The organism is Pseudomonadota bacterium (assembly GCA_016719885.1).
GTDB lineage: Bacteria > Pseudomonadota > Gammaproteobacteria.
Window position 1 is genome coordinate 593,026 of sequence record JADJYF010000026.1, and the last position, 14,229, is coordinate 607,254.

The following is a 14,229-nucleotide window of genomic DNA, read 5'->3' on the forward strand; positions in this document are numbered from 1 at the left end:
CACGTCAAAACAGGAGCCAACCGTCCATGAGTGACCCGATACGTGAAGCCAGCGAATCTGGCTGGATTGCCCAGCACCGCGAAAAATACCTGAAGGACGGCGCGGCCGGCCACCTGTGGGATTCGACCTTCGCCGGCGGCCCGGGCCCACTGCCGACCCTGCTGCTGACCACCACCGGCGCCAAGTCCGGCGCCGAATCGGTGATGCCGCTGCTGTACGGCAAGGTCTCCGGCGGCTACGCCATCATCGCTTCGAAGGGCGGCGATCCCAAGCATCCCGGCTGGTACCACAACCTGGCCAAGCAGCCCGAATGCAAGGTGCAGGTCGCCGACGACGTCTTCAAGGCGCGCTCACGCGTGGCGAGCGGCGCCGAGCGCAAGGCCATCTGGGACCAGATGGCGGCCATGTACCCGCCCTTCACCGCCTACCAGGCCAAGACCGCGCGCGAGATCCCGGTCATCGTGCTCGAGCCGGTGAAGTGATGTGCCGGCCGGCGCGCCGTCACGACGCGCCGGCCAGGTAATCGGCGAGGAAGTCGACGAACACCCGCACGCGGCTCGGCACGTGACGGGTATGCGGGTAGACCGCGTACACACCGAGATCATAGCCACTGAACTGCTCCAGCAGCGGCACCAGCCGCCCCGCTTCCAGATCGTCCCGCACCACGAACTCGGGGCACAGCCCGATACCCGCGCCGCTGACCAGGAAGTGGCGCACCATCAATGCGCTGTTGACCTGCAACGCGCCGCTGACGCGCACGTTGATGGTTCGCGTGCCGCGCCGGAATCGCCAGGTGCCGGGCTGGCGCAGGTTGGCGTCGAGCACCAGGTCGTGCGCGGCGAGCTGTTCCGGGGTGCGCGGCACGCCGCGCCTGGCGAGGTATTCCGGCGCCGCGCAGGTGATGATGGAACTCGAGGCCAGACGCCGTGCCAGCAGGCTCGAATCCTCCAGCTGGCCGACCCGGATCGCGACATCGAAGCCGTTGTCGACCAGGTCGACGATGCGATCGGTCAACACCAGTTCCACCTTGAGATCGGGAAAGCGGCGCAGGAACTCGCGCATGGCGGCCGACAGGTGCAACTCGGCGAAGGTCTGGGGGCCGGCCACCCGCAACAGGCCGCGCGGCGAGGCTTCGCTCTGCCGGACATTCGATTCGAGATCGTCGAGTTCGGCCAGCACCTGTGCGCAGCGCTCCTGGTAGCGACGCCCGGCCTCGGTCAAACGCACCTGGCGGGTGGTGCGGACCAGGAGCTGCACGCCAAGGGACGCTTCGAGCATCGCGACCTGCTTGCTGACCACCGCCTTGGAGCGACCGAGCAGCCGCGCGGCGCTGGAGAAATTGCCGCTTTCGGCCACCTTGGCGAATGCGCGCATGGCACTCAGCTTGTCCATCCGTCCCTCTGTATTGTCTTCGAAAACGAAACAACGAATTTCGTTCGGGCGGGATTGTATCGCCTTGGTCAGGGTCCATAATGCCGGGCTTGTGCCCTGCGCACCCCCCTGCCCCCGGGACGGCCGTCATCGATCACATCGCATCCTTGTTCGTCTCCCACGGCGCGCCCACCATCGCGCTGGAAGACCGGCCGGCGCGGCACTTCTTGCACAGCCTCGGAGCGACGCTGGTGCGGCCGCGCGCCATCGTCGCCGTCACCGCCCATTGGGAGACCGACGAAGTACAGGTGGCGAGCGGCGCGCGGCCCGCTACCATCCACGACTTCTTCGGCTTTCCCCAGGCGCTGTTCGACATGCGCTACGACGCAAGCGGCGACGCCGCCCTCGCCCACGACATCGCGGCGCGCCTGCAAGCGGCCGGCATCGCCGCCCGTTGCGACGACAGCCGGGGCTTCGATCACGGCACCTGGATACCGCTCGCCTGCATGTACCCGGCCGCCGACATCCCGGTGGTGCAGGTGTCGGTGTGCCCAGCCCAGTCACCGCTGTTCCATTTCCGCGTGGGTCGCGCGCTGGCCGGGCTGCGCCATGACAACGTACTGGTGATGGGCTCGGGCTCGGTCACGCACAACCTCGCCGATTTCCGCGCCCAGCGCGGCACCGCGCAGGCCGAACACACGCCGCCCTATTGCGAACAATTCTGCGAGTGGCTGGCGGCGCGCATCGCCGCCGGCGACAGCGACGCGGTGCTTGGCTATCGCGACTGCGCCCCGCACGGCGCACGCGCCCATCCGAGTCCCGAACATTTCCTGCCCTTGCATGTCGCACTCGGCGCCGCCGGCGTGTCATGGTCGGGCGAGCGGCTGCACCACAGCTACATGTACGGTGTGGTGGCCATGGATGCCTATGCCTTTCGTTCCGGTCACGCCGCCGTTCATTGACGGCGACGCGGCCTTTCATCAACGCAGCAGGAGAACATCATGCAACTCATTTCCAAGGGCACGCTCGCGGCCGCGGTTTTCGGTCTGACCGGCGCGTTCAGCGCGCTCGCGCCGGCCGCCGACTTCCAGATTGATCCGACCCATTCGTTCATCGAATTCAAGATCCAGCATTTGGGCTACAGTTGGATGTTCGGCCGCTTCGACAAGCTGGCCGGCAACTTCAGCTACGATCCGGCCAAGCCGGAAGCGAGCAGCATCGCCATCGAGGTCGACACCACCTCGATCAACACCAATCACGCCGAGCGCGACAAGCACCTGCGCAGCAAGGAATTCCTGGAAGTCGACAAGTTTGCCAAGGCGACTTTCAAGAGCACCGGCTACAAGGGCACGGCCGACAAGGGCGTGCTGTCCGGCGTGTTGAGCTTCCATGGCGTCGACAAGCCCATCGAAGTTGCGGTCAGCAAGGTCGGTGAAGGCAAGGACCCGTGGGGCGGCTACCGCGCCGGCTTCATCGGCACCTACACCATGACGCGCGCCGACTTCGGCGTGAACTACGAGCTCGGGCCGGCTTCGACCTCCGTCGAACTGACTTTCGGCATCGAAGGCACCAAGAAGTAAAACCGCGCCCGGCGCCCGGCCATCAAGCCGGGCGCGACGCGCCGCCAACACCAGGGAGATAGACATGACTGAACCCGTCCGCGCCTCGAACACCCCCTACGCCGTCGACGTCGAAGCCGGCAAGAGCTACTGGTGGTGCGCCTGTGGCAAGAGCGCCAAGCAGCCGTTCTGCGACGGCGCGCACAAGGACACCGGCATCACGCCGCTGAAATACGACGCCACCGAATCCAAGAAGGTCTATTTCTGCGGCTGCAAGGCGACCGCCAAGCAACCGATGTGCGACGGCTCGCATTCGAAGGGCTGAAGCGTTCCGCTGAGTCCGTTTCACTGTGGGTCAGACTTCAGTCTGACATGCACGCAGCGGCCCATGCGCTGATCGTGTCGGTGTCAGACTGAAGTCCGACCCACAATTTGTTTACCCCTCAGATATCCCACCCCGGCAAGCCCTCGTCGGGCTGCACACCGAAAGAATTCAAGGCCATCGACACCAGGTTGTACTGGCCGACGGTGAACACCATGTCCATCAACTGCTCGGTGGTGAGCAGCTTGGCCAGCGCATTCCAGGTCGCGTCGCTGACGAACGCATCGGCATGCAGTTCGTCGGTGGCCTGCAGTAACAGGCGGTCGAGCTCCGACAGGCCCGGCGTCGACGGCCCGCTCTTGGCGCTGCGGATCTCGTCATCCGTCATGCCATAGCCGCGCGCCACTTGCACGTGCTGTCCCCACTCGTAGCCGGCCTTGCACAGGTAGCCGATGCGCAGGATCAGCAGTTCGCGCTCGCGGGGCGCGAGGCTCTGCTTGAACAGCACATGGTTGGCGAACACCATCCAGCGCTTCATCAGATCGGCGTGGTTGGTCATGGTCTTGAAGATGTTGAAGTCGCTGCCGGCCTTGATGAAGGGCTGCATGGCTTCGCGGGCGGTGGCGTTCCATTGGTCGGATTCGAGCGGCGGAATACGGGGCGCGGAAAGGCGCATGGCTAGGCTCCCTGGTTGCGGATGAAGATGCGCGACATCATCCCAACGGAAGTCATGCGCGCACCAGCCCCCGAAGCGGGGTGCGGCGGCGGTCGAGACCGCGTCAACCGCGCTCGGGCAACTTGTCGAGACGTTCGTCGCGCGGCGCGCAAGGCGCCGCTTCGGGCCGCGTCGCGATGTACAAGGCGACCAGCGCCAAGGTGCCGCATACGCCGGCGCTGATCACCAGCGAGCGCGTCATGACGACGGTGGCGAGGCCCGACACCGCCATCGCCGTGATGGCGGCGCGCTTGCCGCGCGCCTCGATGACGCCGTGATCGCGGTAGCGCCTGAGCGGCGGCCCGAACACCGGGTGCGCCAGGATGCGCTCCGCCAGCGCCGGATGGCTGCGCGCGAAACAGGCCACCGCGCCCAACCAGAAAATCGTGGTCGGCAACACCGGCAACACCACGCCCAGCGCGCCCACGGCAAACAGCGCCGCGCCCGCCAGCATCCACAGCAGGCGCGATAGTCCGCGGATGGGGGCTACGCGATTCATGGACGCCATTGTCACGCTGGCGGCCCGCTTTCGCCAACCGCGGGCGCGAAGGAATGTGCGCCTAGCTGACGCCGAGCAAGGACCTGCGTTCGGCGTCGATCACGCGCTGCACCTCGATGCGACAGCCGCCGCACTGGCTGCCGGCGCCGGTCGCGTGCGCGATCGCGCTCAAGCTGTGATGGCCGGCCTGCACCGCTTCCCGGATGCGGCTGGCGACGACCGCCCGACACGCGCATAGCGGCGCACCCGCCGTCGCGGCGCTCGACGCATCGCGACCCGCCACCAGCGCCATGCGCTGCGCGGGTTGGATGACGCAGCCGAGCTGCGCCACCAGCCATTCGCGCGCCACCGCGACCGGCGTGCGCGCCACGTACAGCGCGGCGTGCAGGCGACCATCGCGCAACAGGTAGCCGCGCCAGGCATGGCGCGCCCGGTCGCGACACACGACGATGTCATCGTCGGCCCGCTGCTCGCCGGCCAGGCCTGCGAACCAGGCGTCGATATCGTCGAGTTCACGCGTGTCCGCGCACTCGATGCGCCAGCCCGCGGCGCAGCGCATGCGCGCCCAGTAGGCGCTGCTCGGCATGACATCGCTACGCGTGACCGCGAAGCCGTACCAGGCGGCGTTGAAGGCGCGCACCGCGACGCGCGCGGCCTTCAGTTCCGGTTGGCCGGAAATCGCATCGGTGACCGCCGGCACCAGCGCGTTGATGCCGGCATTGCTGGCATGGGCAGCGGAGAAATGCATGGGCACGAACACCGTGCCTGGGCTTTGCGCGGCGCTTACGCGCACGCGCAGCAGCACGCCCTGCCCATCGCGCTCGAGGCAGGCCAGGGCCGCGTCGCCGAGCCCGAGCGCGGCGGCGTCGGCGCCGTGCATGTCGACGTAAGGCTCGGCGCAATGACTGCCGAGACGCGGCACGCGACCGCTGCGCGTGAGGGTGTGCCATTGATCGCGCGTGCGGCCGCTGTTCATGGTGTAGGCATGGCGCGCATCGGCGCGCGCCCGCGGCCCGCGGTAAGGCGTGGCGACGAAGCGTGCGCGTCCGTCGGCATGGGCAAAGTGGCCGTCGGCGAACAGGCGCCGCTCGGCGCGCGGCAGGCAGCCGGCCGGCAGCGGCCATTGGCGCGGCGTGAGACCGTCGTAGCTCTCGGCGCTCAAGCTCGCGAGCGCGCCGAGGTCCAATACCCGCGTGCCGCCCTGCGCGGTCAGGCTCGCGTACTCGCGCAGGATCTGCCACGGCGCCTGGTAATCGAAGGCCGCGCCGTAACCCATGCGCTTGGCGACTTCGCACACCATCCACCAGTCCGGCCGCGCCTCGCCCGGCGCGGCGACGAACGCGCGCTGTCGCGAGATGCGCCGTTCGGAATTGGTGACGGTGGCGTCCTTCTCGCCCCAGCCGGCGGCCGGCAACACGATGTGCGCGGCTTCGGCGGTGATGCTTTCCGCGCTCATGTCCGACACCACCACCAGCGGACACTGCGCGAGTGCGGCGGCCACCGCCGCGCTGTCGGGCAGGCTCACGAGCGGATTGGTGGCCATGATCCAGAGCGCCTTGATGCGACCATCGGCGACGGCCTGGAACATCTCCACCGCTTTCAAGCCGGCGCGCGTGGCAATGCGTGGGCTGTGCCAGAACGCCTGCACGTCCGCCGCCGCGCCGGCTTCGTCGAACTCGCGATGCGCCGCCAGCGTGTTGGCCATGCCGCCCACTTCGCGCCCGCCCATGGCGTTCGGCTGGCCGGTCAGCGACAGTGGGCCGCAGCCCGGCAGGCCGATGCGCGCGGTGGCGAGATGGCAGTTGATGATGGCATTGACCTTGTCGGTGCCGGCGCTCGATTGGTTGACGCCTTGCGACCACGCGCTCACCGTGCGCGGCTCGGCCGCGAACCAGTGATAGAACTGCGTCACCGCCTCGCGTTCGAGGCCGGTGATGTCGCACACGGTGTCGATGTCGTAGTCGTGGGCGCAGGCCAGCGCCGCGTCGAAGTCGCGGGTGTGGGCGGCGATGTAGTCACGCGCGCACCGATCCGCGTCGTTCAGAAAACGCAGCAGGCCGTTGAACAAGGCCACGTCGCTGCCCGCTGCCAGCGCCAGGTGCAGATCGGCGTGTTCGCTGGTGGCGGTGGCGCGCGGGTCGATGACGACGATGCGCGTGCCGTGTTGTTCACGCGCGGCCATGAGGCGCTGATGCAGGACCGGGTGACACCACGCGAGGTTGGCCCCCACCAGCACCACCAGGGCGGCCTGCTCGAGATCGGCGTACACGCCGGGCACCACGTCTTCTCCGAAGGCGCGCTTGTGGGCGGCCACCGACGAAGCCATGCACAGGCGGCTGTTGGTATCGATGTTGGCGCTGCCGATGTAGCCCTTCATGAGCTTGTTGGCGACGTAGTAGTCCTCGGTGCCGAGTTGGCCCGACACGTAGAACGCCACCGAGTCCGGGCCATGGGCGGCGATGGTGGCCGTGAAGCCCTTCGCGACTTCGGTGAGCGCCGCTTCCCAATCCACTTCCACGCCGTGCACGCGCGGCTTCAGCAGGCGCCCCTCCGTCGCAAGAGTCTCGCCCAGCGACGCGCCCTTCGCGCACAGGCGGCCATGATTGGCCGGATGGTTGGGATCGCCGGCCACGCTCACCGCACCGTCGGCGGCGACGCTGACCAGCATGCCGCAGCCGACGCCGCAGTAGGCACAGGTGGTCTTGACGCCGTGCGCGCCCACGGTCTATTCCGCGCCGATGGCGAGCGGCAGGCCAAGCGTGATGCGCCCGTCCGTGACCTTGACCGGCAGGCTGGTCACGCAGCCGTGATCGGGCGCCTGCACGCGGCCCGATTCGAGACCGATGACCTGGTTGTGCAAGGGACAGGTCACATGGGCGCCGTGCACGATGCCCTGGCTCAAGGGGCCGTTGCGATGCGGGCAGCGATCTTCGAGCGCGAACACCCGGTCGTCCATGGTGCGAAACAACGCGATGGCCATCCACGGCGTTTCCACGCGCCGCGCGCCGCGCCGCGGGATGTCGCTGACCAGGCCCACGTCCAGCCAATGTCTGTGCGGTGCGTTCATGCGCTGACCCTCGGCCGCGCCACGCGCGCCATCAAGCGGAACTCGCCGTTCTCGCGACCGTGCGCGCGCTGCGCCCAGGGATCGTGCCTGGCGTAGTGCTGGGCCTTGTCGAAACGCGCCACCAGCGCCGCGCGCAGATCGGCGCGCGTGACGATGGTGTCGCGCACCGTCGCCACGCCGACCCGCGCCGCCCAGGTATACATGCGTTCCAGGTAATGGCCCTGCTCGCGGTAGAGCTGCAGGGTTGCCGCGCAGTACTCCACCACTTCGTCTTCGGTCGCGACGTTGCACAGGATCTCGGTGGCCTTGAGATGCATGCCGGCGGCGCCGGCGAAATGCAGTTCGTAGCCGCTGTCGACACAGATCACGCCGAAGTCCTTGCAGGTCGCTTCCGCGCAGTTGCGCGGGCAGCCCGACACCGCGAGCTTGACCTTGTGCGGCGTCCACGCGCCCCACAGGTATTTCTCGAGACGGATGCCAAGGCCGGTGGAATCCTGCGTGCCGAAACGGCACCAGTCGCTGCCGACACAGGTCTTGACGGTGCGCAGGGCCTTGCCGTAGGCGTGCCCCGAGACCATGCCGGCCGCGTTCAACTCGGCCCATACCGCCGGCAGGTCCTGCTTGCGCACGCCGAGCAGGTCGATGCGCTGTCCGCCCGTGACCTTCACCGCCGGGATCGCGAAGCGCTCGGCGACATCGGCGATGGCGCGCAGCTCGGCCGGCGTGGTCATGCCGCCCCACATGCGCGGCACCACCGAGAACGTGCCGTCCTTCTGGATGTTGGCGTGCGCGCGCTCGTTGATGTAGCGCGACTGCGCGTCGTCCTGGTATTCACCGGGCCACGCCGCCAGCAGGTAGTAGTTCAATGCCGGTCGACACTTGGCGCAGCCGCAGGAGGTGGTCCATTCCAGGCTCTGCATGACGTCCGGAATGGATTTCAGTTCCTTGGCGAGGATGAGCCGCCGCACCTGGTCGTGACCGAGACGCGTGCAGCCGCACATGGCCGGCACGGCGTCGACGCTGTAGGCGGCGCCGAGCTGCGATTTCAGCAGTTGCTCGACCAGGCCCGTGCAGGAACCACAGGACGACGAAGCCTTGGTATGGGCGCGCACATCGTTCAGCGTCTTCAAGCCTTGGCCGGCGATGGCCTTGACGATTTTGCCCTTGCATACGCCGTTGCAGCCGCAGATCTCCGCGTCATCGGGCAAGGCTGCAACGGCCGCCGTAGGGTCCAGCGCCGCGCCTCCGGCGTAGTGCTGGCCGAAGATCAGCGTGTCGCGCGTGTCGCTGACGTCACGCGCTTCGCGCATCTGCTGGTAGAACCACGCGCCGTCGCGGGTATCGCCGAACAGCACCACGCCGACGATGCGATTGTCGGCCAGCGTCAGGCGCTTGTAGGTGTGGCGCGCGGCGTCGCGCAACACGATCTCCTCGCGCCCTTCGCCATCGGCGAAGTCGCCGGCCGAGTAGACGTCGATGCCGGTCACCTTGAGCTTGGTCGAGACCTGCGAGCCAGCGTAGGCGGCCTTGTTGCCCGCCAGTTCCGATGCCACCACCCGCGCCATCTCGTACAACGGCGCCACCAGGCCATAGCACTGGCCGCGATGCTCGACGCATTCGCCGACCGCGAAGATGTCGGCATCGGAAGTGCGCAGGTCATCGCCGACCACGATGCCGCGCGCCACGTCCAGATCGGCGGCGGCGGCGAGGCTGGTGTTGGGACGAATGCCGATGGCGAACACCACCAGGTCGGCGTCGAAGCGCCGCCCGTCGTGGAGTTCCACCGCTTGCACGTGGCTGTCGCCGAGTACGGCGCGGGTGTTGGCCTCGGTCACCACTTCGATGCCGCGCTGCCTCAAGGCCTGCGCCAGCAGGTGACCGGCGGCGCTGTCGAGCTGGCGCTCCATGAGCGTGGCGGCGAGATGCAGCACCGTGACCTGCATGCCGCGCTCCTTCAAGCCCGCCGCCGCTTCGAGGCCCAGCAAGCCGCCACCGATGACGACCGCGCGACCGCCGCGGCGCGCCGCCGCCAGCATCGCGTCGACATCGTCGAGATCCCGGTAGCTCACCACGCCAACGAGATCATGGCCCGGCATGGGCGGAATGATGGGCCGCGAGCCGGTCGCGATCAGGAGCTTGTCGTAGGGCACCGAACTGCCGTCGATCGCGGTCACGGTCTTGCTGGCGCGATGGATGGCCATCACCGGCTTGCCCTTGTAGAGGGTGATGCCGTGCGCCGCGTACCAGGCGTCGTCGTGGATGATGATGTCTTCGAAACGCTTCTCGCCGGACAGCACCGGCGACAGCATGATGCGGTCGTAATTGACGCGCGCCTCGGCGTTGAAGATGGTGATGTCGTAACGGTCGACGCCGTTATCGAACAGTTCGTCGAGCACGCGCCCGGGCGCCATGCCGTTGCCGATGATCACGAGTTTTTCGCGCATCGTCGTCGCTCCCATTGAGGAATTCATGTTCAGGCCGCCTGCTTGGGAGCGCCGCGCACCCCCGGCTTGGCTGGCGTGTTGGTGTTCGGTGTCGCGGCGCCGGGCGTTGCGACGTGGTCGTGCTCGCCGAGGAAGTTCAGCACCTCGCGGCGCAGCTCGTAGTAGCGCGGATGGTTGAGCAAGGCTTGGCGCGTGCGCGGCCGCGGCAGGTCGACGCTCATCACGTGGCCGACGCGGGCGCGCGGCCCGTTGCTCATCATCACCACGCGATCGGCCAGCAGCAGCGCTTCGTCGACGTCGTGGGTGATGCAGATGGTGGTGACCTGGGTACGCTTCCACACCTCCATCAGCACTTCCTGCAGATCCCAGCGCGTCAGGCTGTCGAGCATGCCGAAGGGTTCGTCGAGCAACAGCAGCTTGGGCGACAACGCGAACGCGCGCGCGATGCCGACACGCTGCTGCATGCCGTTGGACAGCTCGCCGGCGAGGCGCTCCATGGCGGCGCCGAGGCCGACACGCTCGAGGTAGTACTCGGCGATGTCGCGCCGTTCGCCGGACTGTGCATGGGGATAGACCTTGTCCACGCCCAGCATCACGTTGTCGCGCGCCGACAGCCACGGCAGCAGCGACGGCGCCTGGAACACCACCGCGCGATCGGGGCCGGCGTGCCAGATCTCGCGGCCATCGAGGATGATGCCGCCGCCCGAGATCTCGGTGAGGCCCGCCATCATCGACAGCACCGTCGACTTGCCGCAGCCGGAGTGACCGATCAGCGACACCACTTCGCCGCGTTCCATTTTGAGGTTGAAGCCCTCCACCACGTTCAGCGGGCCGTCCGGCGTGGCATAGGTCTTGGTGACGTCATGGAACTCGACGTAGCCGCGCGTGATGGCGGAGCGCGCGGCGTCCTGGTAGGCACGCGGCGGCGCCTCGACGAGCTGCGTGATGGGCGTGACCGCCGGCAAGGGCGTGTTGGCATTGGTCTCCGTGTCGCGCGCCTGCTGCTCGGCGTAACCGAGCAGGCAGCGCGTGACCTCGGCGCGCAGCGCCTTGAAGCCGGCGTGATCGTTCATGCTGGCGCGCTCGCGCGGCCGCGGCAGGTTGACGATGAATTGCGGCCCGAGCGTGGCGCCCGGCCCGGGCGTCAGCGGCACGATGCGATCGGCCAGCAACAGCGCTTCGTCGACATCGTTGGTGACGAGGATGACGGTCTTGCCCTCGGCCTGCGAGATGCGTTCGATCTCGTCCTGCAGGCGCGCGCGGGTCAGGGCATCGAGCGCCGACAAGGGTTCGTCGAGCAACAGGATATCGGGCTGGGTGGCGAGCGCGCGCGCGACCGCCACGCGTTGCCGCATGCCGCCCGACAGCGCCGCCGGTTTGCGCAGCGCCGCGTGGCCGAGGCCCACCAGTTCGATGTAGTGCTCGACCAGCGCCGCGCGATCGCGCCGCGAGCGCGCGGCGCATACCGCATCGACCGCAAGCGCGATGTTGTCGCGCACCGTCAGCCACGGCAGCAGCGCGTAGGATTGGAACACCACGCCGCGATCGGGGCCGGGGCCGCTCACCGCCGCGCCGCGCAGGCGAATGCTGCCGCTGTCGGGGGAAATGAGACCGGCGAGCAGCGACAGCAAGGTGGTCTTGCCGCTGCCGGAGAAACCGACGATGGCGAGGAACTCGCCCTCCGCCACTTCGAGGTTGATATCGCGCAGCACCTCCATGCGTGTCGCGCCCTGCGCGTAATGCTTGGACAGCGCGTCGAGTTCAAGAAATGCCATGACCAGTCCTCCCGCGCTCAGCGCGCCGTCGCGCCGCGGCTGACGAGCTGCTGCAAGGTGTACATGAGACGGTCGAGCAGGAAGCCGACCAAGCCGATCACCAGCACCGCGACCATGATGCGGGCCAGCGATTGCGAACTGCCGTTCTGGAATTCGTCCCACACGAATTTGCCGAGGCCGGGGTTCTGCGCGAGCATCTCGGCCGCGATCAGCACCATCCAGCCGACGCCCAGCGACAGGCGCATGCCGGTGAAGATCAAGGGCAGCGCCGCCGGCAGCACGATGCGCGTGATACGCCGCGGCCACGACAGTCGCAGCACGCGCGCGACGTTGATCAGATCCCGGTCGACCGAGGCCACGCCGAGCGCGGTATTGATGACCGTCGGCCACAAGGAACACAGCGTCACGGTGATGGCCGACACCAGGAAGGACTTCGACAGCCAGCCGTCGTTGCCCTGGTAGGCCGCGCTCACCAGCAAGGTCACGATCGGCAGCCACGCCAGTGGCGACACCGGCTTGAAGACCTGGATGAGCGGATTCAGCGCCGCCTGCACCACGCGACTGCTGCCGCACAGCAGGCCGAGTGGCACCGCCACCAAGGTCGCCAGCACGAAACCGGTGAACACGGTGACAAGGCTGGTGACTATCTGGTCGAAGAAGGTCGGCTTGCCGGTCCACGCACGCTGCACCGGCTTGAAGGCCGGATCGCGCGCCACGCGCTCGGCATTGCGCTTGGCCTCGCGCATGGCGAAGGCCGCCGCCTTGTCGCGTTCGGCGCCGTGCTCGGCAACCAGCTTGCCGAACTCCGCCGCCACCGCGCGCGGCCCCGGCAAGGCGCCGAGACTGGTCTCGACATTGCCGGCGATGAGCTGCCACACGCCGAGGAACAGCGCGATGGCGAGCAGCGGCACGCCGCACAGTTCAGCCATGGCCTTCAACTGCCGCGCCGGATGTTCGCCGCCGATGAGGCGCAGCAGCGGCGCGAACCAGTCGAGCCCGATGCGCTCGCAGAAACTGGCGGAAGAGGCGAAGCTCATTTCGCACCTCCCTGCTGGCCGATGGCGAGCCTGGCGAGGTAGGCGTTGGGCTGGGCGGCGTCGAACTCGATGCCGTCGATGAACTTCGACGCGCCCGCCACCGCGCTGTCGGCCGGCGGCAGCAGCGACGCGTCGGCACCGCCGGCCGCGATCAGTTCCTCGGCGGCGGCGCGGTAGACATCGGCGCGGTACACCTTCTTCGCGGTGTCGGTGTACCAGGCGTCGCTCTGCGCCTTCGGCAGCTGTCCCCAGCGGCGCATCTGCGTGAGATACCACACCGCGTCACCGTAGAAGGGATAACCAGCGTGCGCCGCGAAGTAGACGTTCGCTTCGGGCGTGGCGCGCACGTCACCTTTTTCGTACTGGTATTGGCCGCGCAGCGGCCCGCTCAACACCGTCACATCGGCACCGACGTATTCGGGGCGCGCCAGCATCTTGGCGAGTTCCGCGCGGTTGGCGCCGCGATCGGCATCCAGCCACTGCTCGGCGCGGATCACCGCCTTGACCAGCGCCTTGACGGTCTCGGGATTCTTGTCGACGAAGTCGCGCCGCAGGCCCAGCACTTTCTCCGGCGTGCGCGACCAGATCTCGGCGGCGGTGATCACAGGCACGCCGATGCCCTTCAATCCGGCCTGCTGATTCCACGGTTCACCGACGCTGAAGCCGGCGATGGTGCCGGCACCGAGCGTGGCCGGCATTTGCGGCGGCGGCGTGACCGACAACAGCACCTCGGCATCGGTGGTACCGGTGCTGTCGGTGGCGGTGTAGAAACCGGGATGAATGCCACCCGCCGCCAGCCAGTAGCGCAACAGGTAATTGTGCGTGGAAGTCGGAAACACCATGCCCATCGCGAACTGCTTGCCACCGGCCTTGACGCCATCGACGACGCCCTTCAGGTGATCGGCCGTGATGGGATGCACGGGAAGGCCGTCGGCAAGCGGCAGTGTCGGCTTGAGCGCGCTCCACACTTCGTTGCCGAGCGTCACGGCCAGGGTGTTGACGCCCATCACCGCCACGCCGACCAGGTCGGCCGGCGGGCCGAAACCGGCGGCGGCCGCCAGCGGCTGGCCGGGCAGCATGTGCGACGCGTCGAGCGAACCGTCGACCACGCGATCGAGCACCACTTTCCAGTTGGCCTGCGCTTCCAAGGTCACGTACAGGCCTTCGTCTTCGAAGTAGCCCTTCTCGTAGGCCACTACCAGCGGTGCGCAATCGGTGAGCTTGATGAATCCGATCTTGAGTTCCTGTTGTTCGGGCGTGGCGGCGAGCGTGCCGCCGCTCCACAGCGCGGCGAGCGCCAGGCAGGCGGCCGCGAGGCGTCGTGGCAGGCAGGTGACGGCGGTGTTCGGCATCTCGTATTCCTCGTCGCAGGCGGCGCTCGTGCTGGCCGCGGGCAAAAAAAAACGGCGTCCGGCAGCGACTCGAAAGTCGTGCGCGAGA

General features: G+C 68.0%; 13 protein-coding genes. 4 read left to right on the forward strand and 9 right to left on the reverse strand.

What is annotated here, in order from left to right:
- Positions 1–26 precede the first annotated feature (26 nt).
- Positions 27–482: a nitroreductase family deazaflavin-dependent oxidoreductase gene (locus tag IPM80_23320; protein MBK8961276.1), complete on the forward strand. Its 456-nt coding sequence runs from the start codon at positions 27–29 to the stop codon at positions 480–482.
- 19 nt (positions 483–501) lie between these two features.
- Here IPM80_23320 and IPM80_23325 read toward each other — a convergent pair whose 3' ends face one another.
- Positions 502–1,392 carry a LysR family transcriptional regulator gene (locus IPM80_23325; protein ID MBK8961277.1) on the reverse strand — a complete coding sequence of 297 codons (891 nt, stop codon included), beginning with the start codon at positions 1,390–1,392 and terminating at the stop codon, positions 502–504.
- 80 nt (positions 1,393–1,472) lie between these two features.
- On the opposite strand from IPM80_23325, the gene IPM80_23330 reads away from it, so the two are divergent.
- The 3 genes from IPM80_23330 (at position 1,473) to IPM80_23340 (ending at position 3,255) form a co-directional block, all read left to right on the forward strand.
- Positions 1,473–2,333 (forward strand): dioxygenase, encoded by an 861-nt coding sequence (locus tag IPM80_23330; protein MBK8961278.1) that lies wholly within the window; start codon positions 1,473–1,475, stop codon positions 2,331–2,333.
- Positions 2,334–2,372: 39 nt separating this feature from the next.
- Positions 2,373–2,951, forward strand: a complete 579-nt coding sequence (locus tag IPM80_23335) for a YceI family protein (GenBank protein ID MBK8961279.1) — start codon at positions 2,373–2,375, stop codon at positions 2,949–2,951.
- Between the two features lie 64 nt (positions 2,952–3,015).
- Positions 3,016–3,255, forward strand: a complete 240-nt coding sequence (locus IPM80_23340; protein ID MBK8961280.1) for a CDGSH iron-sulfur domain-containing protein — start codon at positions 3,016–3,018, stop codon at positions 3,253–3,255.
- A 118-nt stretch (positions 3,256–3,373) separates the two neighbouring features.
- On the opposite strand, the gene IPM80_23345 is transcribed toward IPM80_23340, so the two are convergent.
- The 8 genes from IPM80_23345 to IPM80_23380 form a co-directional block, all read right to left on the reverse strand.
- Positions 3,374–3,928 (reverse strand): carboxymuconolactone decarboxylase family protein, encoded by a 555-nt coding sequence (locus IPM80_23345; GenBank protein MBK8961281.1) that lies wholly within the window; start codon positions 3,926–3,928, stop codon positions 3,374–3,376.
- A 103-nt stretch (positions 3,929–4,031) separates the two neighbouring features.
- Complete coding sequence (locus tag IPM80_23350; protein MBK8961282.1) at positions 4,032–4,466, reverse strand: YbaN family protein; 435 nt, start codon at positions 4,464–4,466, stop codon at positions 4,032–4,034.
- Between the two features lie 61 nt (positions 4,467–4,527).
- Positions 4,528–7,134, reverse strand: coding sequence for a molybdopterin-dependent oxidoreductase (locus tag IPM80_23355; GenBank protein MBK8961283.1), 2,607 nt, complete (start codon positions 7,132–7,134; stop codon positions 4,528–4,530).
- Positions 7,135–7,191: 57 nt separating this feature from the next.
- Positions 7,192–7,533, reverse strand: a complete 342-nt coding sequence (nirD, locus tag IPM80_23360; protein ID MBK8961284.1) for a nitrite reductase small subunit NirD — start codon at positions 7,531–7,533, stop codon at positions 7,192–7,194.
- On the reverse strand, positions 7,530–9,977 hold the full coding sequence (locus IPM80_23365) for an NAD(P)/FAD-dependent oxidoreductase (protein ID MBK8961285.1): 2,448 nt from the start codon (positions 9,975–9,977) through the stop codon (positions 7,530–7,532). The genes nirD and IPM80_23365 overlap by 4 nt, the downstream gene beginning before the upstream one ends.
- Positions 9,978–10,006: 29 nt before the next feature.
- Positions 10,007–11,752 carry an ATP-binding cassette domain-containing protein gene (locus IPM80_23370; protein MBK8961286.1) on the reverse strand — a complete coding sequence of 582 codons (1,746 nt, stop codon included), beginning with the start codon at positions 11,750–11,752 and terminating at the stop codon, positions 10,007–10,009.
- Positions 11,753–11,769: 17 nt separating this feature from the next.
- Positions 11,770–12,789: an ABC transporter permease gene (locus IPM80_23375; GenBank protein MBK8961287.1), complete on the reverse strand. Its 1,020-nt coding sequence runs from the start codon at positions 12,787–12,789 to the stop codon at positions 11,770–11,772.
- A complete protein-coding gene (locus IPM80_23380; GenBank protein ID MBK8961288.1) occupies positions 12,786–14,141 on the reverse strand; it encodes an ABC transporter substrate-binding protein in 1,356 nt (451 codons plus the stop codon). Before IPM80_23380 ends, IPM80_23375 begins: the two co-directional genes overlap by 4 nt.
- Positions 14,142–14,229 lie beyond the last annotated feature (88 nt).